This window comes from Alphaproteobacteria bacterium (genome assembly GCA_016699735.1).
Classification (GTDB): Bacteria; Pseudomonadota; Alphaproteobacteria; order Micavibrionales; family Micavibrionaceae; genus JAGNKE01.
Genome location: CP065008.1, coordinates 2,042,279 through 2,067,267, shown reverse-complemented (window position 1 = coordinate 2,067,267; position 24,989 = coordinate 2,042,279). Strand labels below are relative to the sequence as shown.

Genomic DNA, 24,989 nt, shown 5'->3' with positions numbered 1-24,989 from the left:
GTGTGGGGCATGGCGCTATGGATATGGACAGACTCGCTGGTCACACGGGAGGATCCCACGTGTTGATGCAGTTGAGAGAAGCCAAGCAATTATATGGGCTCGCCCGGGATAAGACCCCGGCGTCGCGGGCCAAACTTGCCAGTTCGATCGGCAGTCTTCTTGAAATGGAAGTTTCCCCCCGCGAAAGCGAAATGGTCGCCGATGTGCTTGTTGAGCTTCTCCGGCAGGCGGAGCGGGATATCCGTCAGGCGCTGTCCGAGCATCTGGCGGTGATGGACCATATTCCCCTGAGGCTTGTCCTGCAACTGGCCAATGACGAGATTGACATTGCCAAGCCTGTGCTCAAAGAGAGCAAGGTTCTGGGCGATATGGACCTGATTTACATCATCAAGGCGAAAAGCCCGGAATACTGGCGGGTGATTGCCACGCGCAAGCAGATGGGTGACCGGGTGGTCGATATGTTGGCCGATACCGGGGATTACGAGACGGCGCTGAATCTTGTCGAGAATATCGATGTGCGCCTGACGGAACATGCTTCTCTTCAGATTTCCGATCTGGCCCAGAACCATGAAGAGCTGGCCTTGCCCCTCTTAAGGCGTGAGGATATCAGCCGGGAGGTCGCCTCCCGTCTTTATGAATTTGTCGGCGAAGAGATCAAGCAGTATATCGTCAAGAATTACGAGATCGATGCCCAGCAGATTCTCCAGACCGTCGATCATATGGTGCTGGAGTTCCGTGACGGAAACGATGCGTCCGAATTCAGGCCCGAGGAACATATGCTTGGCGCGGCGCGGGCGTTCAAGCAGAAGGGCAAACTGGATACCAAGCTGATGATCGCCACCTTGCGCCGGGGGCAGTTCCGGTCGTTCGTCGCGCAGTTTTCAGTGTTCACTGACCTCGATCTGAAAACAACGGCGCAGATATTGATGCAAAGTCACGGGCAGGGATTGGCGATTGCCTGCAAGGCCTATGAGATTTCAAAGGAAGATTTCGTGTCCATGTTCCTTCTGACCAACCAGTTCCGCAATCATGGACGGATGGTGAATACGCAGGAGATGGCGAAGGCGGTTACGTATTACAACCGGATCGAGGTCTCCGTCGCGCAGCAGATCATCCGTAATTCTGTCAAGCACTGATTTTTCACTCCTCCCGACTCAAAAACCGGCTTAACAGCCGGTTTTTATTGGGCACAGAGTGCCTGTCATGCTTATTTCAGCAGGGCTTTTACACCTGGAAGCTCGTGGCCTTCGAGCCATTCGAGAAAGGCACCTCCTGCCGTCGAGATATAGGTAAAGCTGTCCGCCGCTCCGGCGTTTTCCAGCGCGGCCACCGTGTCGCCACCGCCGGCGATGCTGATACATTCACCGGATTTCGTGCGTTCGGCGACCATGCGGGCGACGGCGTTCGTGCCGTTGTCGAAGGGCTTGATTTCAAAGACCCCGAGCGGGCCGTTCCAGATGACGGTGCGGCAGAGTTTCAGCTTTTCGCCGATATAGGCGATGGATTTTGGGCCGATGTCAATGGCGCTGTGGGTGGCGGGGATGGTTTGAGAATCCACAACTTGGTAGGCTGCGTTTTCCTTCAACTCCTGTGTAACGGCGACGTCAAAGGGGAGAATGATTTCGCAACCGGATTTTGCTGCCTTCGCAAGAACCGATTTGGCTTCGGCCTCCATGTTTTTCTCGCACATGGATTTACCGACATCCTTGCCCTGCGCGAACAGGAAGGTGTTGGCCATCGCGCCGCCGAGAACGAGGTAGTCCACTTTCGGGATCAGATTATTCAGAATTTTCAATTTCGTGGAGATTTTAGAGCCTCCCGTAAAAGCCATGACGGGTCTTTGGGGCGCGATGAGTGCAGAGGAGAGCGCCTTTAATTCTTCTTCCATCAGCAGTCCTGCCACTGCCGGAAGGAATTCGGCGAGACCTGACGTGGAGGCGTGGGCGCGGTGCGCGGCCGAAAAGGCGTCATTCACAAAGATATCACCCAGTGCCGCCAGTTTTTTTGCGAAGTCACGGTCGTTTTCCTCTTCTTCCTTATAGTAGCGGACGTTCTCCAGCAGGAGAACGTCTCCGGGGGCAAGTTTTGCGATGCTCTGTTGGGTCTGTTCGCCCAGACAATCAGGGGAAAAGCTAACGGAGCAGCTCCAGCGCTTTTCAAGAACCGGCGCCAGAAAGGCCAGCGACATTTGCGGGTTGCGGTCGCCGTCCGGGCGGCCAAAGTGGGAGATAATGACAATTTTCGCGTTCTTCCGGCGCAGTTCGTCAATCGTGGGTTTGAGACGGTCGATGCGGGTGTGGTCGGTGATCTGGCTGTTGTGCCGGGGGACGTTGAGATCGGCACGGAGGAGGACGGTTTTTCCCTGAAAGTCCAGATCGCGTATCGTGGGGAAGTTCAGACCTTCATTGTCGCTTTTGTTCATGGCTTCAGCCCGTTGTACCGCTTCGCGCATTTTCTAACCCTCTTTTACTCAAAATTAAAGTTACTTCAATGTCTTGATCGCCTCCGTCGCTTCGATCAACCGTGATCTTAAGGGGGCGTCCAGCGCCGAATGACCCGCATCCGGCACTACTACATAATCCGCCTCTGGCCAGAACTGATGGACCTTATTGGCCGTCTGGATTGGGCATATTATGTCATATCGCCCCTGAATAATCGTTGTGGGAATAGAACGCAAGAAATTAATTGTCTTGAGGAGGCTTTTTTCGGGGGAGCGGACCTCGTTCCTGAAGTAATGCGCCTCAATCCGGGCAAGGGCGAGGGCGTGCATTTTCTGCTCTTCGGTCGTGATGGTCTCGTAGTTGGGGAGGAGAGAGGAGCAGGCGCCTTCGTATAGGCTCCAACGGATGGCGGCCTCCATCTGTCTGTCTTCCGAAAGCTCATCCGTCAGGCGTTTGTAATAGCCTTCAAGCAGATCATTTTGTTCGCTTTCCGGGAGCAGTCCTGCGAATTGCTCCCATGCTTCTGGGAAAATATTCCTCATGCCGTAGAGGAACCAGTCGATCTCCTCCTGCTCACACATGAATATGCCGCGGAGAATCAGGCTGAGGCATCTGTCCCGGAACTGACTGGCGTAGTCGATGGCCAGGGTGCTGCCCCAGGAACCACCGAAGAGGTGCCATTTTTCTATGCTCAGGTGTTTGCGAAGGCGCTCAATGTCCTCGACCAAATGCTGCGCGGTGTTGTTCTGCAGGCAGCCCAGCGGATGTGAGCGTCCGGCGCCGCGCTGATCGAAGATCACGATGCGGAAAAAGTCGGGATCGAAGAAACGTCGGTGGGTCGGCGTTGCACCCGCGCCGGGGCCACCGTGAATCAGAAGGATCGGAACGCCCTCGGGGTTGCCGCTTTGCTCCCAATAGAGATTGTGAAGATCGTCCACGGCGAGAAAGCCCGTGGAGTAGGGTGAGATGGGGGGGAAGAGGTCCAAAAGCGGGCGTCGGGAGATATAGGAAAAGCCGTGTTCCTCTTGCCTTGTTTGCTGAGGTGATTCTTGATCTGAGTTTTTTGTTTGTGCTCTGCGTTTGGGCATTTCAAAATCTATTTATGTATCAATTTCGTGGGTAATTTTAATTCAGGCTTGGCAAACCGCTTCCTTTTCGGAGTTTTTTTTCTTTCTTTACGGGCCGATCTTCAGCGTATTTTTCTTTATAAAATGATTTGTCTATGAGTTGTACCGCTTGCGGGTGGTTTATTTCCATTGACGGGCCATTGAGCGCAGATATCCAGCCTCTGGCCCTGATCATTTTTCCATTCCAGCCCTGTGGTGTGGTTTCGTTTGAATAGAATATCCGCATTTGCGACGGCGGGATTGTAATCGTAAAATCCGTTCGCCAGTCCGAGCCGAAATTAACGAATGTTCTGTTCTGATTCATGGATACACTGTGAACTCTTCCTTGAACAACCTGAAAGGTTCCTATTGCCCATTCCAAGTTTTCTGCAGATTGAATTTTATAGTCTTTTTTTGACCATAAGCCTATGGATTCGTTTATGGCCTGGTCTTCCAGTTTATACATTTGATCTGCCAATTCCGGGTTGGTTTTTTCCGTTTTTACTCTTGCCAGCCCCAAGCGTAAAATTGTTCCCTGAACCCAAGCTTTGTCATCTGATCTTTGCAGGTGTGCGATAATATGGCCCATGCGGTTCAATCTTCCAGCTTTGTCATTTCGTGTCTGAAATATTTCTACATGTTTACCGATAAGAAAATCCTTCAAAATATCCAGTGCCGTGACAGACATCGATCCAGGTGAGTAGGGGTCTAAATCCGGGTAGTTCAGTCCCGTCAGATGAATAGTCCTGTCTTGATCAAGTTTTACTGTTAGCGGGTCTATAACTTCTATGACCTTACCTGTGCCTGTCTTTTTTAAATCCAAAAAATCTGCGGCAGGAAGACTGGCTTTGGCATTTGTTACTGTTGAAAGGCTTAGAGCTATCAACAAAAAAATAGCCAGAATGTAAAATCTGTTTAATATATGTCTCATGTTTTATAGGATGGACTGACATCAATTCAATGTTCAAGGGGATTCTGTATATTTTTTATATCCTTTCGGTTCTGATTTTTGCTTTAGCAGTCTTTGGAGGGCAATGGCGGGAGTTATCGGATATCTTCAGCGGCTTTAACCTTGATTATGTTTATAGTCACGACTCGTCAGAGGGGGCTGATGATTATCGCGATTACTCTAATTTAGGGCAGGGGCATCCACATAAATAAGGGCAGCTTTGGTTGTTATGAATTGTGAGCGGGGAGATTTTTCATGAATAATAAATTATTACCGATGTCGCTTTTGGCGGTTGTGGCTTTTTTATCAGCCTGCTCCACTAATCCGGCAACGGGAAAGCAGCAGTTTGCGGCCTTGATGTCGCCACAGCAGGAAGTGCAGGTCGGGGCGGAGGAGCACCAGAAAGTCCTCAAGGAATTCGGACTGTATCAGGATCAAGGCCTTCAGTCCTACGTTCAGGAGGTCGGCACGAAAGTCACGCGGCATACGGAGCGGCCTGATGTGCGCTATAAGTTTTATCTTCTGGATTCTCCCATGGTGAATGCCTTCGCCTTGCCGGGGGGGTATATCTATACGACCCGCGGTCTGTTGGCGCTGGCCAATAGCGAGTCCGAGCTTGCGGCCGTTCTGGCACATGAAACGGGGCATATTACGGCGCGGCATTCGGCGGAGCGTTATTCGCGGGGCGTCGTAACGTCTCTGGGCGCGGCGGTTCTGGCTTCGGCAATCGGTAACTCTGTGGCCAGCGATGCACTGGGGCTGGGGACCGATCTTTACATCAAATCCTATTCACGGGGGCAGGAGAACGAGGCGGATACGCTGGGGATACGCTATCTCAGCCGCACGGGGTACGATCCCCGCGGCATGACGGATTTTCTTCGTAACCTGCAAAGTGATTCCGTTCTGGAAGCGCGGGTCAGCGGTCAGGGCAGCGGCGGGACGATGGATTATTTCTCCACACACCCGGCCACGCAGGAGCGGGTGGCCAAAACCATCGGTGAGGCGGCGCAATATCCGCCGCAGGGGGTGGTGAACCGCGACAGCTATCTTCAGCGTATTTCCGGCATGACCTACGGTGAAAGTCCGGCGCAGGGGTTTGTGCGCGGGCGCATGTTCTATCATCCCGAGCTGGGGTTCCAGTTTACTGTGCCGCCGGGGTTCCGTCTGGTCAATCAGCCGGAGCAGGTGATCGGGATGTCGCAGGACGGTTCCTTGATCGTGTTTGATTTTCTTCCCAATAAAGGCGGGCTTTCGCCCTTGAATTTCCTTGAGCGCGAAATGCTGAAGAGTCGGCCAGCCTCCGATGCCGAGCGGATCGAGATTAACGGGATTCCTGCTGCTACGGCCTCTTTTACCGGAACGGCCAACGGCCGCCCTGTCGTTATCCGCCTGATCGCCCTGCCGTGGGGGCGCGACCGGATGGCAAGGTTCCAGATTGCGTATCCCGAGAATCTTTCCGCGGCCAAGCTTTCGGCCATACGGTCCTCGACCTATAGCTTCGGGCCTATGGATGAGGCCGAACGTCGGCGTATCAAGCCTTACCGACTGATCACCGTGACCAGCCGTTCAGGCGATACCGTGGCCTCGATGGCCAGCCGTATGCCGTTCGATGATTTCCAGCAGGAGCGGTTCAGAGTCATGAACGGGATGGGGCCGCGTGAGGAAGTCGTTCCGAATCGGCTTTACAAGATCGTCACTGATTAGGGATCGGAAAGCTTAGAACGCGGCGCTATCCATATGTCCGCCGTTTTGATCAAAGACGCTGCAGACCAAGGATCCGCCGAAGCCGCAGCCGCCGTCTATGGTGGCTGTGACATTGTTCATCCGGATGCCCCTGTGTTCCGGGTCATAACCCCGGACAATCTTGGCAAAGGGAGCGTAGGGGCTTTCGATCCGGTCGAAGTCGCGGCCGGCCCACCAGAAGCTGTCACCCTGTTCCTCGATCGTCCGGTCCTCCCTCAAGCCGCAATTCACGAAGAGAACAGGCTGTTCTGAATGTGGGGATGTATGGGCGGCTCTGTGCAAGCGGGTGTTGAAGGTTTCGTGGCCGGGGTGCTTGCGGACAGCTTCCCGTATCGAGCCTGTCCAGTTGGCTAAACCGATAACCCCCTGGCGGCAAGCGTCGATCCCGTCATGGGGGGAGATGCCATAGGAATAGAGTGTGCTCATCAGGCCGTTGCCGAGCATCCAGAGCAGGATGTTGCCGGGATCGGGGGCGAATTGAAGCTGGAGGAGCTTTTGCAGCATTTCCTCCTGTGCGCCACGGAGGTAGACAATATCGTCAGCCATCATCCCGCTTTTGGCCATAACCATGCGCCGGAAGGTCAAGAGTTCGTCCACCACTTCCACGGCATGGTGGCCGAAGCCGAAATAATTTCCGAGATAGACCAAGCGGTCCCCGGGCTGGATGTAAGGGAAAAGATCATCGTGTAGGGCGATGAGGCGGTCGATTTCACCGTGGATTGCGGAGACTGCCCAGACCCGGCGGGGTTGGCCGAGGTTACTAAAACGGTAATCTTTAGTTGATGGGACACTCACGGACAGATACTCGGAATCCTGTTTATACGCAGTGGCGGCGTCAGAAAAATAATACGATGAGCTAAGCTTTCAGGCGGGAGGCACTTTTATATGCCTTGTATTGCGAATCATACAAAAAAATCAGGCACAAAGGAAGTGCTTTTCCCTTTTGTGCCTGATAATTGTTCGTCTTATGCTAACTTAATTTGGCTCAAGCGGCCTGTTTGGTGACCGACTTGCTGCCCCTCGGGGGGCGTTTGCCCATGATTTCCTCAAGCTTTTCGGTTGCTCTTGTTTCAGAAATCTTGTTCACGGCCGCCACTTCGCGGGCCAGACGCTCCAGCGCAGACTGGTAGATCTGGCGTTCGCTGTAGGATTGCTCCGTCTCGTCGTTCGTGCGTTTCAGGTCGCGCAGAACCTCGGCAATCGATACCGGGTCACCGGAATTGATCTTCATTTCGTATTCCTGCGCCCGGCGGCTCCACATGGTGCGGCGCACACGGGAGCGGCCCTTTAGGGTTTCCAGCGCGTCGTTGAGACGGCGGCTGGGCGTGAGCTTGCGTAGGCCCGAGGACTGGGCCTTGGCCACGGGAATTTTGAGGCGCATCCGGTCTTTCTCAAATTCGATGACATAGAGGGTGACGGACATGCCGGCGATCTTCTGGGTTTCGATGCCCGTAATCTGGCCAACGCCATGCGCGGGGTAAACCACCTTATCACCTGCTTTAAATCCGTAATTATCGTTTCCAGCCATTGGTTATGTCACCTTATGTTGTGGTTTGTCCAAGCATCACCGGAATAGAACATGGCGCAGAAAAAAATAAAGCAACCCATGGAGTTATACGGTTGCCTTAAAGCTACTTAACTCTCGTTCTCTTTCACAGCAATGAGGGGGCATCCTATCAAAAATTTTGCTAAATTACAACAATAATAGAACGAAGCAGGAATAAATATGTAAATAAATAGGCCGTTGACGTGTCTGGTCCTGTACACTAAAAAATCAGATTATCTCTGCTATTTTTGTTTTATAACAGTCTCTTAATGATAATCTTCTAAATAATAGTTGCAGGCTCCTTGGTTTTCAGTAGGAATTCAAGGGTGTCGATCTTCGCGGGGACGCCTAGGGGGAAGCTATAGAAAGTCTTGCCATGGCCAAACGGCAGGTTCATGACGACTGGAATATCCAGATTTTCCGTCAGTTCGGAGACAATATCCTCAAATTTGAACCCAAAGGGTCTTTGGGATTCCCGCATATTGATAAAATCTCCCAGCAGGAGTCCGGATATCTCGTTCAGTACACCCGAGCGGCGGAGATAGAGAAGCATACGGTCAATACGGCTTAACTCCTCGTTGCAGTCTTCAAGGAAAAGGATTGCGCCTTTCCAGAATTTACCCGGCAGGGTTCCGGGCAGATATTGAAAGAGGCTCAAATTGCCGCCGACCAGCGGCCCTTTGGCCTTACCTTGGCGGACGACTATTGCGTTACCGTAGGGGTAAGTGGCCGAAGATTTGCCTGAGAGAATTTGCAGCAGGTGGTCCAGTTCGGACCATTTATGGACGTTTTTAAAGACCTGGCCGTGAAAGCTGACTATCCCCGTGTGGGCGTATATGGCATTGAGCAGGGCGGTGACATCGCTGAAGCCGATCAGGATTTTCGGATTGTCCCTGATTTTGTCAAAATTGATCGTATCGAGCAGGTACATCGCCCGGTTGCCGCCGCCGGCGGCCCAGATCGCCTTGATGTCCGGACGCTGCCAGAGACCCTGAAAGGCCAGGGTTTTTTGCAGGTGGTTGCCAGCGGACTGGTTATGGCGTTCAAAGGTCTGGGGGTGGATAAAGACCTTGTAGCCCTTTTTTTCCAGTGCGGCCTTAGATTTCTCAATGTCTTCCTTCTCGACCCAACTGGAGGGGGCGAAGACTCCGATTGTGTCTCCGGGTTTCAGGGCGGGGGGGCAAATACGCTTTATCATCTTTCTGTTTTATTTGATTGCCGCGAAGGCTTCCAGCGCTTTTTCGCGGCTGGCCGTGAGATCGACCACAGGGTGTGGATAGGTTTGGCCGAGCGTGACGTTGGCCGCGGTCAGAATATTGTCTGGCGCTTGCCAGGGATTGTGGATGTGATTGTTTGGCAGGTTGCTAATTTCAGGGACGTACGTGCGGACGTACACGCCTTCGGGGTCGAATTTCTTGCCTTGGGTAACCGGATTGAAAATGCGGAAGTAGGGCGCGGCGTCCGCCCCGCAGCCGGCTACCCATTGCCAACTGGCGGCGTTGTTGGCGAGATCGGCATCGACCAGGCAGTCCCAAAACCAGCGCTCGCCTTCCCGCCAATCAATGCGCATATTTTTGATGAGAAGCGAGGCGGCGATCATGCGGATACGGTTATGCATCCACCCTGTTTGCCAGAGCTGGCGCATTCCGGCATCGACGATGGGAATCCCCGTGCGGCCCTTTTGCCAAGCCTCAAGATTTTGCGGGTCGTTTTGCCACGGAAAGGCGGAAAATTTAGCCTGTAAGGGCTTTTCCGGCAGGTTGTCGCTGTAATAGAGCAGGGAATGGGAAAATTCGCGCCAGCCGAGTTCGCTGCAAAAATGGTCCGTGTCCGTTTCGAGTTGTTGTGCTATTCCTGCGGCTCTTGCGTCATGCCAGACCTGCCTTGGGGAAATTTCGCCGAAGTGGAGATGCGGGGATAGACGGGAGATTTTTTCCAGATCGGGGCGGTTGCGGCCTTCCTTATAGCCTTTCAGGCCACGCTCAAGAAAAATCTCCAAGCGTTTTTGCGCTCCGGCCTCGCCTGGCGTCCAAACCCGTGCCATATCTGAATACCATGGTATTTTAGGTTTCAGGCTCAAATCGTCGAGTTTTGTTGGTAACGGAGGTTCGGTGAACCTTATTTGCGTCGGTGCATTTTCGGGTCTTTGTGGGTCAGGAAGGCTCAGGCATCCCTTGCGAAAATAAGGCGTGAAGACCTTATAGGGCTCCCCGTCAGATTTTTTGACCTGCCATGGTTCCCACAAAAGAGACGCATTGAAGCTTTGTGCGTCTATATTCAGGGTCTTTAGCGTTTCTTTGATCGCCTTATCGCGTGCGGTTCGCCATGGCTCATAACAACGGTTCCAGAGAACCGCTGTGGCTTTTGTGGTTTCAATGAGTTTGAGAAGGATTTCGAGCGGGTTGCCGGCGCAGAAAACCATTTTTCCTTGCAGGCATTTATTCAGTTCTTTCAGGCTTTCGTGCAGCCACCAGCGGCTCGCGGCGCCACGTTTCCATTGTCCGGGATTGCCATCGTCCAGGATGAACAGGGGCAAGATGTCATAATTGCTTCGGACGGCATGGATAAGGGCGGGGTTATCCCTGAGCCTCAGATCCTGACGGAACCAGAGGATCGCGGTTTTGCCGCTCATGACGCCGCCGTTCTCTGATGATATCCGCCTACGACTTCCGCGAGGCCGTCGCCTTCGCCGATGATCTTGAATTTGCGGGTGTAGTCATGCTCGAAATAAGGCCAGAAGCGGATATCGATAGCATGGAAATTTGTAAAGTATTTACCCAGCGTTTCCAGAGAGGCCTGTTCGATCTCGGCGGCCTTGTCGGGGTCGTTTACAACATAGTTCATCTGAAGGTAGTGTTTGTTGCGTAAAGTCTGGTGGCGGAGCATGAAGTGTATTACGGGAAATCCGAATGCCTTGTTGATTTCGTTGACGAGTGCGTTGAAAAAGGACGGGTAGTAGGCGTAACCGTCTGCCCCTGGAATAAAATCGGTGTTTTTTCCCTCCAGCATCGTGATGGTTTGATCGCCGTTGATATCGGTGACGACTTTGCCCATATCCTCGATCCGGTAGCGGATCAGAGGGAAGGCCTTTTGCTGCAGGGCGGTGACCAGCATGGAGTTCTCCGGCCCCTGTTCGATGTAGGCATAGTCACCGAAGACCTTGCAATCCTGCGCGGAGAGGCCATGCTGGTGGGCGATTTCGCCGAACTCAACTGCCCCGTAGGTGGACTGGATGTCGCTGTCGGGGAACATCTTCTGGATGAAGCGTTTGCTGCAGTCGAGGAAAAACTCTCCGCTGACGTTGATGCAGGGCAGGTTCTCGAAGGGAGGTATGCCTTCGGCGGCCATGATTTCCGCCACGCGTTGCAGCACACAGGGAAAAATGACCAGCAAGGTCGCCTTGCGCTTTTTAAGCGTATCCAGAAGGGTCAGAACTCCTTCCTTTGAAATCTCCTCGAACGGGACCATCGTAAAGCCGAAGAGGCGGCGCAGAGCGGTTTCATGCGCGGCGTAGGGGCCGGTGAAATAGGATTTGAGGGGGTAGAAAACTACGAAGCTCTCGCCCGGTTTCCAGCCGTTGAGCCTGAAGGAATGGAGGAAGGACTGCGCGAAAATATTGGCGTCGTGATGGTCGAGCCAGCGGAAGGTTGGAGCACCCGACGAGCCGCCGGTCGAAATGGCGGTGAAAAAATCCTTTTTTATCAGGACATGGTTTAAAAACTCTGTTGCGTTGGGTGTTTTCCCATTTTGTAAAAGATCGGTTTTTCCCGTGAGGCTTTCGCACATGAAGCCTGCGTTGTTGTCTCTGAGTTCCTGCTTGGTGGCAATGGGCAAGTGACTGAAGGCGTAGTAAAATTCCTCGTCCGAAAGCCCATGAGACGTGCTGAGGAAGTAATCGAACTTGCCCTTGTAGAACGGGGTGGTTTTGTTCGCCTGACTGACGATCGCATTGATCCGGTCGCGGCGAGACAGGCCAAGCCGTGCCGGAGGCTTGAGGATCAGATTGTGCCCCAGGAATTTACGCACGAATGTCATCAGAGAGAAAGCGGCCCGTTCCGCGGGGTTGAAAGTGGTGACGGGGCTACATTACCCGTCTTTGGCTATCCTTTCAATCAACTCCTTCAGGGTTTCCTCGGACCGGAGGTTTTCAACCTGGCAGGTACCGGCGGCATCATGTCCGCCGCCGCCGTATTCGAGCATGATTTTGCCGATTTTAGCCTTACTGTTCTTGTTCAGGATCGATTTCCCAACGGCGAAGACCGTGTTCTGCTTGTTCTTTCCCCAAAGGACATGAACCGAGACGGTGGCTTGCGGGAACAGGGCGTAGATGAGGAAGCGGTTGCCGGCCCAGATCGTGTCCTCCTGCCGCAGATCCAGGACCACCGTCTTGCCGTGCTTGACGGCGCTGCGTTGGATTTGTTCCCGGCAGCGGGCCTCCTGCTCGAAATAGATATCCACGCGTTCCTTGACGTCGGGAAGCTTCAGGATGTCCTTGATGCTGCCGTGATTGCGGCAGTAGTCGATCAGTTTCATCATCAACTGGTAGTTCGAAATGTTAAAGTCGCGGAAGCGGCCCAGGCCCGTGCGGGCGTCCATGATGAAACTGAGCAGCACCCAGCCGGTGGGGTTTAAAATCTCATCCTTCGTGAAGTCCGCCGAGTCAGCCTTGTCCACGGCGGTCATCATTTCCTCGGGGATTTCCGGGAACCCTTCGGCGGCGCCGAAATAATCATAGACTACGCGGGCAGCAGACGGGGCTTTTGGATCGATGACGTGATTCTCGGGCGCATCCTTGACCCGCAAGGCTTCACTGGCGTGATGGTCAAAAGAGATAAAGGCATCCGGGTGATAGGGGAGGTTGGTGGTGATGTCGCCCGGTCCCACTTCTATCAGGCCATCCTGCATATCCTTGGGGTGGGCGAACATGATGTCGTCAATGATGTCCAGTTCCTTGAGGAGGATGCCGCAGACCAGACCGTCCATGTCGCTGCGCGTAATCAGCCTGTATCTGCGTCCCGATTCCGGCATCAGCTTGCCGCTTTTCTGTTTCCGTTTCGATGCGCCTTGCGCCATGGGCGTTGCTGTCCTTGCTTTTCCAGAGGTGGTCACCAAAAACTTTACGCAGGAAGGGCATTAGACCCACACACTACATCTTTTATCTTAACCCGAAGCACGGCAAAAGGGGAAGAAAGCAACGTGTTGCAGTGCGGAAATTCTATTTATTTCAGGTTCTTCCTATAATTCTTCCTCTATGAAATACAGAGGGCGGTTCTTGGTTTCCCCAAATATCCGGCCGATATATTCGCCGAGTATTCCGATCGTCAAAAGTTGGATGCCGCTGAGGAAGGTAATCATGACCATCAGCGAGGTATAGCCCGGAAGATCGCGGCCGAACATCAGGGTTTTCAAGAGAATAAAGGAACCATAGCCAAAAGCCATAAGTGAGATCAAAAAACCTGCGAACGTTGCGATCCTGAGCGGTACGATGCTAAAGCTCGTAATGCCTTCCATGGCGAAATTGCTCAACTTCCAGTAATTCCATTTTGTCGTTCCCGCCGCTCTGGGGTGGCGATTGTATTGCAGAGCGACCTGCTTGTAGCCGATCCAGGCGAACAATCCCTTCATGAAACGGTGATGTTCACGAAGTTGCTTAAGCGCTTCAACAGCCCTTCGGTTCATGATCCTGAAATCGCCCGTGTTGCGGGGGAGTTCCATGGCGCTGATATTGTTCATCAGTTTATAGAAACCGCTGGCCGTGGCTTTTTTGAACCAGGTTTCGCCCTCGCGCTCGACTCTCTGGCCATAGACCACATCGGCTCCTTCCTCCTTCCATATCCTGATCAATTCCGGAATAAGTTCGGGAGGATCCTGAAGGTCCGCGTCAAGGATGATCAAGGCATCGCCTCTTGCGGCGTCGATTCCCGCGGTCATTGCCGCCTCTTTTCCAAAGTTGCGCGAGAGGTTCAAAACACGCGCACGCTTGTCGGAGGCGTTGATTTCCTTGAGGATTTCATAGGTGTTGTCACGGCTGCCATCGTTAATATAGATGATCTCCAGATCGTAGGGCAGGGGCGCAAGGGCGCTGGTCACACGCTCATGGCACAGGCGGATAACCTCCTGCTCGTTGTAGCAGGGGATGATTATCGAGATGAGTTCTTTATTCGTCTTTTTTTTCGGCTTTGTCGTCATCTATCAGTACGTACAGGTCAACAGTTTGGTTTTCTTCTTCCATGTTCTTTTTTGCTCCTCTGATGTAAAGGTTTTTATTGAACGTGTAAGTTTCAGAGAATTGGTATTTTTCCATACTCTTGGAAAAATTTTGGTTCTTCATGAAAAAATTAAAGTATGCCTTGGTCGGCAAGGGGTTTCCTGCTTCGATATACCTTGGTATGGAGATCACTGCGGGGGAGTTTTTCGTAATGTCAGCGGCGATCATATCAATGTAATGGTTCAGTCTTTTTCGCAAAGCATCTTTTTCCTGTTCCTTCAGGCTTGCCTCAAACTTAAATTTGAGTCCGAGTATAGGCCAGATTTGTCCAAAGCGGGAGGCGTTTTGAATATTCAAGTAGAAAGGAATTGAGAGGGCTGAAGACTTCATTTCAAGGTCCATGTATACGCCATTCGACGCATATGCCTTCAATTTTTGATGATAGGGCATCTCTCTGAAATCCTGAGAAGAAACATAGCCCGGAGGGTGTCCTGTCATATAGGTTTTGGTGAATATCAATAACAGGAGACAAGGGACAAGAATTGCTATATCGGCAAGCCTACAGGATTGGTAGATTAATCCAAACAGTGACAGGATAAAGGACATGGCTGCGAAGGCTAGGAAGGGGGCGCTTTGGTAAAAAAAACCCTTGTTTTGCACAAAGTATGCGATCGCGCAGAGAAGGCTTAGGCCAATCAACGAGTATACCGAGGCTTTCAAGTATTTGGTTTCCTCGGTTTCGTACACAAAAAGCATGACGATAAAAGCACAGGCCGAGAGCGACAGAAATTTGAGAAGGTCAATGACAGGCATTGGGACGTCTATGGTGTATAGTTCCAGCACCTCCGGGAAAACAGTATTTATATAATCAGGGAAAAACACGTAGATTGAAAGTAGGTAGGCAGCGCCTACGGAAACAAATATCCATAAGTCAGATGTTAATATTAGCTTGGCTAGAGAACGTTCAGAATAGAACCTGTAAACATAAAAAAATGCAGGAATTAAAATATAATGTGGCTTTATGCAAATGGCCGAGGCTCCCAGCAGGGAGGATGTTGTCATTAATGTCCTTGACGTTGGTTTGCGGCTGATAATTCCTATTTGCATCAGGATGTAAGGGAGTAATAAAAGGAATACAAGATGGTCCTTGTGTCCAAATCCGGTTGATATGATCCATGTTCCCGAAAATAAGTAAGCGCCGAAAAGTCCAATTTTCATGGAGCCGGTGAATCCGTACGAATCTAAATATTTCCATATTATAAATGCGATCAGTGCTGCCGCACTACAAAACAGTGAAAATATCGCGTGGGTCGGGAAGACTCCTGCGACTTTATGTAAGATGTAGGCAGGGTAGTAGATAAGGAAGCTCAGGGGGGGGTTGGTTTCGTAAAAATCCTCAGTGTAGGTGCCGCCGGATAAAAATCTCTCAAGGCAAATCAAGAGCCAACCGAAGTCCGTGGTCAGATATAGATCAAGGTATAGTTTTGCCCATACTGTGAAATATACCGCTCCTGCGATCAACAGAGCGGGTAACGGGAGAAGGAGCCTTGTTTTTTCTTGATGTAACAATTCTTTGCCTTCATTTTACCTTAGTTGTTGTAGGATAATGATTATGCTGAAACTCCTTCAAAGTCACTATAAAAGATTTATGCGTTTTGCCTGTGTCGGGGTGCTTAATACGGGCCTTGATATTCTCATATTTTCTATTTTTTTTTATGGGTTAGGTTTACATTATCTTCTGGCACACTGTTTCGGGTTTTTATTCGCTAACGCCAATAGTTTTCTTCTGAACTTCTTATGGACCTTTGATAAAAAGACAGAAGGTCCACTTTATAAAAAGTTTACTGTTTTTTTTATGGTCAGTGTAGTTGGTCTGATGATTAGTTCGGTTGCCCTTCATCTTTTTGTAGTCGTTGCCTCTCCTGTCATTTCGCTTTCCTTATACCCTCATTTGTGGGGAAAGGTCTTTGCGAGTGGTATTGCGCTTATCTGGAATTACTTCGGCTCCTGGATTTTTGTGTTTAAAGATAAGACGTGAGGGGGTAAGAATTCATTTCGTGTTGCGAACATAAACATCGTATTTTAGCTTGTAGCTTTGGGCTAAACTTGTGCCACGAAAATATTCTGCGCGGTCAAACTCGAAGGTTCCTGTTTTTGAGTAATTGTCCTGAAATTCCCTTTTGAAGTTGTTGTTAACAGAGAAAAAAGTCACGTAGTCAAAAAACCTTCCGTTACCAAAAACATCAATATTCGTTCCTATCAGCAATAGAGAGGGTCTGTATTTTTTTAAATCTTGTTCTACATAAGAAGAGAATCTGATTATTTCTTTTTTTAAGTGTTCACTTGAAGATTTGTTGTTGTCTTTTGCGGCTTTTTCCACTCTCTGCAGCAGTGTCGGGATGAACCAATAACTTGGAAAACGTGATGCGTGGGTGTAATTTTTGTAGAGAGCCGTAGGATTTACTATTTCGATGTCTCCGTGGAAGATAAAAAATGAGCATGGCTGGGAACATTGTTCATCAAGGTAGCGTGCGAGTGTCATATTGCTGACTTCAGTGCCTTTTGGGTAGTTCCACGAAGGTCTTATTACCAGTATAGATAGTAAAAGGGTCAAAACAGGAAGGACGTTCCTGATAGTCGGTGGACAAATTTTCATGTATTTTTCTGCTCTGAATGAGATTGTCAGCGACAACCCCATGACGAAGAATCCAAAGGCTGGCATGAGGTGATTGTAAAAACCCTTTAACTGTACAAGCAGAGGGATCAGTGAAAGCAAGGCGCAGATGTAGAGGTAAATCACTAGGCGCTTTTTTGGTTTTTCCAAATCCTCCATGAATAACTCGAGACACAAGAAGGCGATATAAGCACTGAAATGGGCTTTGAAAAACCTCAAGGTTTGGTACTTGTCTTTCATCGGGAGGTAATAATTCAGTACGTCCGGCAATATAATATTTAAATAATCCTGATAAAAAACAACAAGAACTAACGCATATATGACTCCGCCTGTCAGCAGAGCAATAAAATCGGGATCGAATATAATACTCAGCTTTCTCTGGACGTACATCCGGTGACAAAAGAATACGGCAGGCAGTATGACGTAGTGGGGTTTTACCAAAAGCATGACTGAGGCCAGAGCTAACACTGGCCATAAAAGGCGCTTAGGAACAGCAATGCCGTAAGTCAGCGCAAACTGACAGAGGATAAACGGAATAAGGACCAGCATCATCAGGTGCTCACGGTCCATGAAATAAATTGCTGTTATGATTGTAATAGAAGAAAGCGTGCCAAAAAATAAGGAATTTTGATCGTTTTTAGTTAGAAAATTGAAATTCTTTAGAATAGAGAGAGTAGTGATTGAACTCAAGATTATTAATATTGATGTCAGAGCAGTTGCTCCGGTCGGGATATCGAGTCTGAATAGATAAGAAAATAAAATATGGGGGATATATATTATTATGCTTAGGGGAGGATTTGTTTCATAGATGGTTTCAAATTGAGATTGGCCAGTTGCCATCCGCTCTGCGGCAATCAACAGCCATGATACGTTTCCGTTGAGCATGGCCTGTCCCTGTACGATAAGCCACGGGGCCAGAATTACAAATGCTAGCCCCCAGACGATAGAGGGCTTCAAGCGTACAGACATTTTTATTACTTCCTAATTTTGTATTCTTATTTTATCAGTTTATTGGCTTTGCAGGTCAATATGTATTGATGGACTCTGATATACCTGCCGTACTTGTTACTCCCATGCTGTGCGCTATGAATATAACTTTTATGGAGGATTGTTGTTTGTTTCTTTTAGAATATAGACATCCCATTGCAGTATGAGTGGGTTGTCAAAAGATGTGCCTTTCAAATACCCTTGCCGATCAGTACTAAATTCGCCACTTCTTTTATATTTTTCCATAATATTTATAAAATCAGAGTTGGTAGAAAAATATTCAAAATAATTAAACACTGTACCTTTCTGATCAGGTTTTTCTTTGTAGACCATCAGGAGTCTGGGTCTGTATTTCTTTAAATCCTCGACCACATAATCCGAGAACCGACCTTTGTCTGCTTCGATCCTTTCTTTATACTGCTTAGTTTCTATTATCTCTTCAGATACGCCCAAGTGGGCCTCCATGGCTGGAAAAAACCAGAATGCCGGAAAACGGCTGGCGAACGCATCTCCGATATAAAAACTGGTTTGCGTATTCAGGGACATATGCGGATAGGTCATGTAGTAAGAACATGGGGTGCCGCATTCTGCCTTAATAAACTGCGTGAGGGGAGCCTTCAGGAAATAATCATGGGTAGGGAATTGCGAACTGTATTTGTATGATTTGTAAAGGGGAATGGCGATTATTAATATGGATGCTAAAGGCGTAAGTAAAAGGTGTTTATCTTTATCCTTTAGCAAACACCTGGCGAAGGAGAAAACTGTCAAGGAACAAGAAATCAGAAAAAAAGTCTTGGCAGGAATTATCTGATAGTAAAATCCCTTGGCTTGTATATGGAAGGCGAGTAGAGCGCATAGAGTGCCCAGCCAGCAGGATGCATAGAAATATTGCCTTTCTCTGTTTTTATGCGTAGCTGTAAACGCTGCTGCGCTTAAGAGCAACACGGGCAAAATGTAGGGAGTTAGTAAAGACTTTACGCCATCTTCATTGTTGTAGGGGATGTAATAATTCAGAATGTCTGGTAGTATCGTGATAATAAAATCGGGAAAAAAAATGAATAAAGTGGCCGCGTATACCAAGCTGCCGGAACTTAGATAGATGAAATCCCTATCAAAAATTACGCCTATTCGTTTTTGAGTAATGAGTCGATGGATAATCAGGAGTGATGGAAGAAGGCCATAGTGAGGCTTCACCATTATCATAAGAGTACCGAATGCAAGCGATAGATGACTTAGTAGTGAGTTGATCGGAATTTTTTTGGTAATTGATATTTGGGTTAAAAAAAATGGAATGGCTGTGACCACTATTAAATGATCGCGCTGGGAAAAATCATACTGTGGGGATATCACAACTGCTGTGATGTATGCGACCACGAAAATTTGATGCTCTTCTTTGCTCAGGAAGGACATTTTTTTGATGATCAGATACGTCAAAACTGTGCTTAAAATAATTAGTGCGAATATCGTAATATAAACACTGTAGTAGATTTTTATGGCGGTTAGATCACTTAGGGCAATCGACGGAACATAAATAAGTGTGCTGAGTGGCGGGTTTGTGTCATAACACCCATTTATGAGAGGTATTCCCTCGTAGTAACGATGGGCGCATGACGTCAGCCACGCAGTGTCTGGGTGAATGGCGAGCCTGAATTGCCTCAGTAGGACTACAGCCGAAATGATGTATATAATAAAATGCTGCGCTATCAGTATTTTATTATTTTTATTCATTACTTCTTGGCCGAAGCGACTTCTTTCTTCTTACCGCCGGATTTTTCCTTCGCTTTTTCGGCGATGACATAAACGGGCTGCTTGTTTTCCGTCACGGTGTCCTCGTTGACGACGACTTCGGTGACGTCGTCGCGGTCGGGGATTTCGAACATCGCGTGCAGAAGAAGGTTTTCTATGATCGACCGCAAGCCGCGTGCCCCGGTTTTGCGCTCGATCGCCTTTCGGGAGACGGCCTTGAGTGAGCTGTCCGTAAAGGTGAGTTCCACGCCTTCCATTTCGAAGAGTTTTTTGTACTGTTTGACCAGAGCGTTCTTGGGTTCGGTCAGAATCTGCATCAGCGCGGCTTCGTCGAGATCCTCAAGGGTGGCGATGATCGGCAGACGGCCGACGAATTCCGGGATCAGGCCGTATTTGAGCAAATCCTCGGGTTCGAGATTTTTGAATATCTCGCCGGCCGTGCGCTCATCGACGCCCTTCACATCCGCGCCGAAACCGATGGTCGTGCCGCGCCCGCGGGCCGCGATGACTTTTTCGAGTCCTGAGAATGCGCCGCCGCAGATGAAGAGGATGTTTGAGGTATCGACCTGTAAAAATTCCTGCTGGGGGTGTTTGCGTCCGCCCTGCGGAGGGACGGAGGCCACTGTTCCCTCCATCAGCTTCAGGAGCGCCTGCTGCACACCTTCGCCCGAGACGTCGCGGGTGATCGAGGGATTGTCGGATTTGCGGGAGATCTTGTCGATCTCGTCGATGTACACAATCCCCTTCTGTGCGCGCTCGACGTTGTAATCCGAGGCCTGCAGGAGTTTAAGCACAATGTTTTCCACGTCTTCGCCCACATAACCCGCTTCGGTCAGGGTGGTGGCGTCCGCCATCGTAAAGGGGACGTCAAGAATACGGGCGAGGGTCTGGGCCAGAAGCGTTTTCCCGCATCCGGTTGGACCCACAAGCAGAATATTGGATTTGGCGAGTTCGACGTCGCCTGCGCCGCTGCTGCCGTGTTCGAGGCGTTTGTAGTGGTTGTGAACGGCGACGGAGAGGACGCGCTTGGCGCCTTCCTGACCGATGACGTAATCATCCAGTACAGCCTTGATCTCGCCGGGGGTCGGGATGCCCTCGCCGGGACGAACGAGCTGGGTCTTGTCTTCCTCACGGATGATATCCATGCAGAGTTCAACGCACTCATTACATATAAATACGTTCGGACCTGCGATCAGCTTACGCACTTCGTGCTGGCTTTTGCCGCAGAAGGAGCAATAGAGCGTGTTTTTGGAGTCGCCTGAACTTGGACCGGTCATGTGCGGACTTTCTGTCTGGAGTGAATCAACTTTCCCCTCAATCTGCCAAGAGCGGGAAGGCTGTGCAAGCCCTTAAGTGCGCTGATGATCATTTTCCCTGTCCTCCTGCGGACAAATTGCCCTATTACAGAGGTTGCGCCTTGTTACCACAATACGATAGAAAGATCACCAGACCGTTAATCTTATTTACATAACCTATATGTCGCCGACACTGACTGAATTGGCTGAAAATTTTTCGCTCTTTTCCGACTGGGAGGAGCGGTACCGCTATCTGATCGATCTCGGGCGAAGCCTGCCGCATATGGAGGAGGCGCTCAAGACCGAGTCGAGCCTTGTGCGGGGCTGCACCTCGCGGGTGTGGCTTGTCGCGGAGCGGCGGGAGGACGGCACCTATCATTTCGCCGCCGACAGTGACGCGCATATCGTGCGGGGGCTCATCGCGCTTTTGCTGGCCGGGTATCAGGACAAGAGCGCGGAGGCAATCGCGGATACGGATGTGCTGGCGCTGTTCCGCGAAATCGGGCTGGAGCAGCATCTGAGCCCTAATCGGCGGAACGGGTTTTATGCTATGGTGGAGCGGATCAGGGCGCTTACATGTGCGGCAATTTCCGGGTAGCCCTAATTAGCCAGAGTCGGTTAATTGTGCTAGAGATCATATTATGAAATCGTTTGTGCATATCTTTTTTCTCTGTATTTTATGTTCTTTAAGTGCGTGTGCGCGACCAAAAATAGAGGTCCATTCAGTCGATTTAATTGACCAAAAGACAATTGTTGAAGATTATTCTGGAAAAACAGAAATTATCGGACAGCTTGCGCTTACCATTAAGTCTGATACTGATCTCTGTCGGTTCGCTCGAGAAAAAGATTATCAGGTTAGTTTGAGAGCATGGGGGTGTTCTTCTGGAATCGAGTATTGGGTAGCTCCTGGTCTTAAAAGAGTCTATCTAGATTCACTAAAAGGTACTGAACAGTATTTTTATTTTTTTACGATGAATTATAAATATGATCCTACAGTGCCGATATATCAGGAAAGTTTTGGAAGTATAGTGCAGAAAAGATATAATCTGGCGCATAGTCCTGAAAATGTTTGTTTGAAAATTCCGCAACGAAAGATGTTTTCTTTTGTTACAGGTGACTCGAACGTCGCAACTGCCTTCATCACGCATGAACTGGCTGTCAAAATAAAAGATTACGAAAAAAAATCTGGGGTTGTTGCTTGGAGCTTTCCCTATGGATTTGCTGAGTATGACGATCCTATAAAAAATCCTGAAACATATTGCCCAGTGTATGTTAGGAACTGACTGCTTCTTTTTTAATTTTTAATTTCAGGTTTTGTCGCAGGTTCGTCTTTTTTTTCTTCAGGCGTAGGCGTATTTTGCAGAATTTCTGCAGGCTTTTCACCCTCAATCTTCTTCTTTTCGGCTTCTTCCTTTTCCGCCTTTTCGCGTTCGGCTTTTTCCTCAGGTGACTCATCGTAGCCGATCGTTTTGAGGATGGAGGCGAAGAGATCGTCAGCCTCAGGGGTCTGTTCGCCCATCATTTCGGCCTCGACCGCCATGATGGATTTTTTCCCGACCCAGAGCTGGGCGACGAAAATCGTGTCGCCCATGCCGGCCCGACCGCGGCCGATTATTCCGGCCAGGCGGTAATTCTTCTCCTCCTGAACCTGCGGCTCATAGCTTTCCAGAACGTTCCCTTTGGTCATTTCTATCACGGTTTTTTTCATGACTTCGGGCGTGTATTCGGCGAAGAGCTGTTCATCGGCGGGGTTGCAGATGATGTCAAACCGCACGGTCGAGGAGAGGCCGAAGACCTTCGTGAAAGAGACGAGGTCGTAGCACTGGCTTTCGTCGTCGGTTTCGCAGCGGCGGCCCTTCAGCGGCTCGGTCGGGAACTTGGCAAAGAAATCGCAATAGTCGGGCTTGTAGATTTTGTTGTCCAGCTTGGCGTCCTCACCAACCACGCGGTCGTCCTTTTTTTGCGTTTCCGTGCCGGGGGGGGCGCGGAGTTTTTCTTTCGCGGCCAGTGCGGGCAGGGCGGAAAGGGCCAGCAGGACCAAAGAGAGGACGGGCAGGAGGCGGTGTTTTATCATGGTCAATCCTTCTTCCAATCGTCCGGGTTGGCGGCGGTTTGCGCTTTGGTCTGCATGTTCTTGACTTCGTGGGGCTTGCCGTCCTCGAAGGGTGGAAACCAGACATAGGGTATCCCTTTTTTCTCGGCATAGGCAAGCTGTCTTGCGAGTTTGACCGGGTTGTGGAAGGTTTCGACCTTGTGGCCCTGTTTTCTGAGTTTCTGCGCGGTGTCCATGGTGAGGGCGCGGCGCTCCTCGCTGGGCATGATAACGAGGATATCGGCGGGGGAGAGGCGGCCTACGGGGAGTTTGCCCTGTTGCCGGAGGCGGTCGAACAGGCGCGAGAAGCCGATGGAGATGCCGACACCCGGCAGGTGTTTGTTGATGTAATTGCCCGCGAGGTCGTCATAGCGCCCGCCGGAGCAGATGGAGCCGTAAGACATATCAGGTGAGCCATTTGGATTTATAAAAACAGTTTCATACACAGTACCTGTGTAGTAATCGAGGCCGCGAACAATTCCAATATCAGCAACGGCAGATTTTTCAGGTAAATGAGAAAGGCTTTCTAATACAAAACATAATTCCTCTAAGCCTTCATTAAAAAGTTTGTTTTGTTTAACTTGAGGATAATGATCTGACAAAAGTTTTACTCCCCCAAAAAATCCAGAACTGTTTTTAAATTCTGTGGGAGGTTCCATAAAATTTGAAATAAGCGGAGGATTTTTAAGCCCGTTTAACAACTCATCAGTATTACTATATGGAAAAACTGCAAAAGTTAAAAAAAGTTGGACTGGCGCTACTGTTTCTAGATCAAGGTTTTTGCTGTCAGCATAATCCTGAATTTGTTTGAGTGCTGCTTCTTCTCCGATTTTCGCTGTTTTATCAAATGCCCGTATTACGACAGTAATATAATCTGGTGCGTCTACTCCTATTGCCTCCAAGAAGCCTTGCATGATTTTTCGATTGCTGATCCGAAGCTGTATTTTTTCATTTTCCATCCCGGGAAGGGAGGAGAGGGTTTCCCAGATAATGGCGGGCATTTCGGCGTCGAAGTGCAGGGGCAGGGAGTCCACGTTGATCACGTCGATGTCGCATTGGTAGAATTCGCGGAAGCGTCCGGCCTGCGGGCGTTCGCCGCGCCAGACACGCTGCATCTGGTAGCGTTTGAAGGGGAAGACCAGATCGTTGAAATGCTGCGCCGTGTAGCGGGCGAGGGGGACGGTCTGGTCGAAGTGCAGCGCGAGTCGCGGCTCCTTGCTGCTCTGTTCGATTTCGCGGCTCAGGTGCCGGATGATGAACATTTCCTTGTCCACGTCGGCCTCGCCGTCGCCACCCTTGGCCTTGAGGGCGTCCAGCAGCTCCACGGAGGGGGTTTCGATGTTGCAGAAGCCGTAACTCTCAAAAATCCGGCGGATATGGTCGAACCACTGCAGCTCCACCGCGCGGACCTCCGGCAGCCATTCGGGGAAGCCGCTGACGGGCTGGGGTTTGAATATTTTTTTCTTTTCGGACATTCTTGCTCACGCTTTCCCTGCTTTAGTTAGGGGAAATCAGGGGTTTAGACAAGCGATTTTATAGTGAAAAGGGCGGGTGGTTTGGTGTATCCTGATCCCGGTCAGTATTTAATCAGGTGGACGATGGCAAGAGTTTTTCCGACAGGCGGGCCTACCGAAGGGGCGGATTGGGATTTCATCCATGAATTCGAGCACCGTTTTCCCGAGCTTGCGGAGCATATCAAGACCGGGCGGATTGTCAGCCATCAGGACAGCCATATTCTAAACTCGCTGGTTTCCGAGTCCAGCGATATGAAATATGCGGTCGCGTTCTACCTGCGTAAATATATCGTGCGCCCTACGCCCGGCCTGAAAAATCCCGATGCCGATCCCTATCATTTCGGGGTCCGGTGGACGGATCAATTCGTCGATTCCTGTTTTACGAATAAAGACTTCTTTCCCTACTACCAGAACCGTCAGGATTATCTGGACGCTTTGCTGGATTTCATGGCGGATAAGCCCCGGCTTCATAAACAGTATTTTGATACCATCAAATCCTGGGAGGCGACCGTTGACGCCCTTGCCCGCGCCTCGCGGGGCACGGGCGGCGGTTCGGGCGGAAAATCCGGCCCTAATGGGGGTGATGACGGGCCACAAGGCTTTGATCCGCTGTGATTTTCTGATTTTTCTTTGTTCGTTTCCCCGCTTTGTGATACGTGTAGTCCCCTTTATAGAATATTTTTTTAAG

22 protein-coding genes are annotated in these 24,989 nt (G+C 50.2%); 6 read left to right on the top strand and 16 right to left on the bottom strand.

Features of this window, described 5'->3' with window-relative positions:
- Positions 1-23: 23 nt before the first annotated feature.
- Complete coding sequence (locus tag IPN28_10260) at positions 24-1,136, top strand: DUF2336 domain-containing protein (GenBank protein QQS56646.1); 1,113 nt, start codon at positions 24-26, stop codon at positions 1,134-1,136.
- Positions 1,137-1,207: 71 nt separating this feature from the next.
- Here the strand turns inward: IPN28_10260 and IPN28_10255 are convergent, their stop codons facing one another.
- The 3 genes from IPN28_10255 to IPN28_10245 all read right to left on the bottom strand — a co-directional run bounded on the left by IPN28_10255 (position 1,208) and on the right by IPN28_10245 (position 4,436).
- Entirely contained in the window at positions 1,208-2,398 is a 1,191-nt protein-coding gene (locus IPN28_10255) for a phosphoglycerate kinase (GenBank protein QQS58606.1), read from the bottom strand.
- Positions 2,399-2,482: 84 nt separating this feature from the next.
- On the bottom strand, positions 2,483-3,529 hold the full coding sequence (gene pip, locus IPN28_10250) for a prolyl aminopeptidase (protein QQS56645.1): 1,047 nt from the start codon (positions 3,527-3,529) through the stop codon (positions 2,483-2,485).
- A 37-nt stretch (positions 3,530-3,566) separates the two neighbouring features.
- Positions 3,567-4,436 (bottom strand): thermonuclease family protein, encoded by an 870-nt coding sequence (locus IPN28_10245; GenBank protein QQS56644.1) that lies wholly within the window; start codon positions 4,434-4,436, stop codon positions 3,567-3,569.
- Between the two features lie 315 nt (positions 4,437-4,751).
- Between IPN28_10245 and IPN28_10240 the strand changes: the two genes are divergently transcribed.
- A complete protein-coding gene (locus tag IPN28_10240; protein ID QQS56643.1) occupies positions 4,752-6,200 on the top strand; it encodes a M48 family metalloprotease in 1,449 nt (482 codons plus the stop codon).
- A gap of 12 nt (positions 6,201-6,212) precedes the next feature.
- On the opposite strand, the gene IPN28_10235 is transcribed toward IPN28_10240, so the two are convergent.
- The 8 genes from IPN28_10235 to IPN28_10200 form a co-directional block, all read right to left on the bottom strand.
- On the bottom strand, positions 6,213-6,947 hold the full coding sequence (locus tag IPN28_10235) for a hypothetical protein (protein QQS58605.1): 735 nt from the start codon (positions 6,945-6,947) through the stop codon (positions 6,213-6,215).
- A 277-nt stretch (positions 6,948-7,224) separates the two neighbouring features.
- The gene (locus tag IPN28_10230; GenBank protein ID QQS56642.1) at positions 7,225-7,767 is read right to left on the bottom strand and encodes a CarD family transcriptional regulator; all 543 of its coding nucleotides are present in this window, start codon (positions 7,765-7,767) and stop codon (positions 7,225-7,227) included.
- Between the two features lie 298 nt (positions 7,768-8,065).
- Entirely contained in the window at positions 8,066-8,983 is a 918-nt protein-coding gene (locus tag IPN28_10225) for an LD-carboxypeptidase (GenBank protein QQS56641.1), read from the bottom strand.
- Positions 8,984-8,992: 9 nt separating this feature from the next.
- Positions 8,993-10,417 carry a deoxyribodipyrimidine photo-lyase gene (locus IPN28_10220; GenBank protein QQS56640.1) on the bottom strand — a complete coding sequence of 475 codons (1,425 nt, stop codon included), beginning with the start codon at positions 10,415-10,417 and terminating at the stop codon, positions 8,993-8,995.
- The gene (locus IPN28_10215) at positions 10,414-11,811 is read right to left on the bottom strand and encodes a hypothetical protein (protein ID QQS56639.1); all 1,398 of its coding nucleotides are present in this window, start codon (positions 11,809-11,811) and stop codon (positions 10,414-10,416) included. The genes IPN28_10220 and IPN28_10215 overlap by 4 nt, the downstream gene beginning before the upstream one ends.
- A gap of 60 nt (positions 11,812-11,871) precedes the next feature.
- A complete protein-coding gene (locus tag IPN28_10210) occupies positions 11,872-12,813 on the bottom strand; it encodes an exopolyphosphatase (protein ID QQS58604.1) in 942 nt (313 codons plus the stop codon).
- A 207-nt stretch (positions 12,814-13,020) separates the two neighbouring features.
- Positions 13,021-13,974, bottom strand: coding sequence for a glycosyltransferase family 2 protein (locus IPN28_10205; GenBank protein QQS56638.1), 954 nt, complete (start codon positions 13,972-13,974; stop codon positions 13,021-13,023).
- Positions 13,943-15,562 carry a hypothetical protein gene (locus IPN28_10200; GenBank protein ID QQS56637.1) on the bottom strand — a complete coding sequence of 540 codons (1,620 nt, stop codon included), beginning with the start codon at positions 15,560-15,562 and terminating at the stop codon, positions 13,943-13,945. Before IPN28_10200 ends, IPN28_10205 begins: the two co-directional genes overlap by 32 nt.
- Positions 15,563-15,605: 43 nt before the next feature.
- Between IPN28_10200 and IPN28_10195 the strand changes: the two genes are divergently transcribed.
- Complete coding sequence (locus tag IPN28_10195; protein ID QQS56636.1) at positions 15,606-16,031, top strand: GtrA family protein; 426 nt, start codon at positions 15,606-15,608, stop codon at positions 16,029-16,031.
- 12 nt (positions 16,032-16,043) lie between these two features.
- Here the strand turns inward: IPN28_10195 and IPN28_10190 are convergent, their stop codons facing one another.
- The 3 genes from IPN28_10190 to clpX all read right to left on the bottom strand — a co-directional run bounded on the left by IPN28_10190 (position 16,044) and on the right by clpX (position 20,677).
- On the bottom strand, positions 16,044-17,636 hold the full coding sequence (locus IPN28_10190; protein QQS56635.1) for a hypothetical protein: 1,593 nt from the start codon (positions 17,634-17,636) through the stop codon (positions 16,044-16,046).
- A gap of 129 nt (positions 17,637-17,765) precedes the next feature.
- Entirely contained in the window at positions 17,766-19,088 is a 1,323-nt protein-coding gene (locus IPN28_10185; GenBank protein QQS56634.1) for a hypothetical protein, read from the bottom strand.
- Positions 19,089-19,381: 293 nt separating this feature from the next.
- On the bottom strand, positions 19,382-20,677 hold the full coding sequence (gene clpX, locus IPN28_10180) for an ATP-dependent Clp protease ATP-binding subunit ClpX (GenBank protein ID QQS56633.1): 1,296 nt from the start codon (positions 20,675-20,677) through the stop codon (positions 19,382-19,384).
- A 199-nt stretch (positions 20,678-20,876) separates the two neighbouring features.
- Here clpX and IPN28_10175 point away from each other — a divergent pair, with 199 nt between their 5' ends.
- Positions 20,877-21,293: a SufE family protein gene (locus IPN28_10175; protein QQS56632.1), complete on the top strand. Its 417-nt coding sequence runs from the start codon at positions 20,877-20,879 to the stop codon at positions 21,291-21,293.
- Between the two features lie 43 nt (positions 21,294-21,336).
- Positions 21,337-21,978, top strand: coding sequence for a hypothetical protein (locus IPN28_10170; GenBank protein QQS56631.1), 642 nt, complete (start codon positions 21,337-21,339; stop codon positions 21,976-21,978).
- 11 nt (positions 21,979-21,989) lie between these two features.
- Here IPN28_10170 and IPN28_10165 read toward each other — a convergent pair whose 3' ends face one another.
- The gene (locus IPN28_10165) at positions 21,990-22,769 is read right to left on the bottom strand and encodes a hypothetical protein (GenBank protein ID QQS56630.1); all 780 of its coding nucleotides are present in this window, start codon (positions 22,767-22,769) and stop codon (positions 21,990-21,992) included.
- A 2-nt stretch (positions 22,770-22,771) separates the two neighbouring features.
- Positions 22,772-24,262, bottom strand: coding sequence for a histidine--tRNA ligase (gene hisS / locus IPN28_10160; protein ID QQS56629.1), 1,491 nt, complete (start codon positions 24,260-24,262; stop codon positions 22,772-22,774).
- Between the two features lie 123 nt (positions 24,263-24,385).
- Between hisS and IPN28_10155 the strand changes: the two genes are divergently transcribed.
- Positions 24,386-24,916 (top strand): hypothetical protein, encoded by a 531-nt coding sequence (locus IPN28_10155; protein ID QQS56628.1) that lies wholly within the window; start codon positions 24,386-24,388, stop codon positions 24,914-24,916.
- Positions 24,917-24,989: the final 73 nt, after the last annotated feature.

Coding starts and splice junctions, on each gene's coding strand:
- IPN28_10260 (QQS56646.1), top strand. CDS start 24: ATGGACAGACTCGCTGGTCACACGGGAGGATCCCACGTGTTGATGCAG.
- pip (QQS56645.1), bottom strand. CDS start 3,529: ATGCCCAAACGCAGAGCACAAACAAAAAACTCAGATCAAGAATCACCT.
- IPN28_10240 (QQS56643.1), top strand. CDS start 4,752: ATGAATAATAAATTATTACCGATGTCGCTTTTGGCGGTTGTGGCTTTT.
- IPN28_10230 (QQS56642.1), bottom strand. CDS start 7,767: ATGGCTGGAAACGATAATTACGGATTTAAAGCAGGTGATAAGGTGGTT.
- IPN28_10225 (QQS56641.1), bottom strand. CDS start 8,983: ATGATAAAGCGTATTTGCCCCCCCGCCCTGAAACCCGGAGACACAATC.
- IPN28_10220 (QQS56640.1), bottom strand. CDS start 10,417: ATGAGCGGCAAAACCGCGATCCTCTGGTTCCGTCAGGATCTGAGGCTC.
- IPN28_10210 (QQS58604.1), bottom strand. CDS start 12,813: ATGCCGGAATCGGGACGCAGATACAGGCTGATTACGCGCAGCGACATG.
- IPN28_10205 (QQS56638.1), bottom strand. CDS start 13,974: ATGACGACAAAGCCGAAAAAAAAGACGAATAAAGAACTCATCTCGATA.
- IPN28_10195 (QQS56636.1), top strand. CDS start 15,606: ATGCTGAAACTCCTTCAAAGTCACTATAAAAGATTTATGCGTTTTGCC.
- IPN28_10190 (QQS56635.1), bottom strand. CDS start 17,636: ATGTCTGTACGCTTGAAGCCCTCTATCGTCTGGGGGCTAGCATTTGTA.
- clpX (QQS56633.1), bottom strand. CDS start 20,677: ATGACCGGTCCAAGTTCAGGCGACTCCAAAAACACGCTCTATTGCTCC.
- IPN28_10175 (QQS56632.1), top strand. CDS start 20,877: ATGTCGCCGACACTGACTGAATTGGCTGAAAATTTTTCGCTCTTTTCC.
- IPN28_10170 (QQS56631.1), top strand. CDS start 21,337: ATGAAATCGTTTGTGCATATCTTTTTTCTCTGTATTTTATGTTCTTTA.
- IPN28_10165 (QQS56630.1), bottom strand. CDS start 22,769: ATGATAAAACACCGCCTCCTGCCCGTCCTCTCTTTGGTCCTGCTGGCC.
- hisS (QQS56629.1), bottom strand. CDS start 24,262: ATGTCCGAAAAGAAAAAAATATTCAAACCCCAGCCCGTCAGCGGCTTC.
- IPN28_10155 (QQS56628.1), top strand. CDS start 24,386: ATGGCAAGAGTTTTTCCGACAGGCGGGCCTACCGAAGGGGCGGATTGG.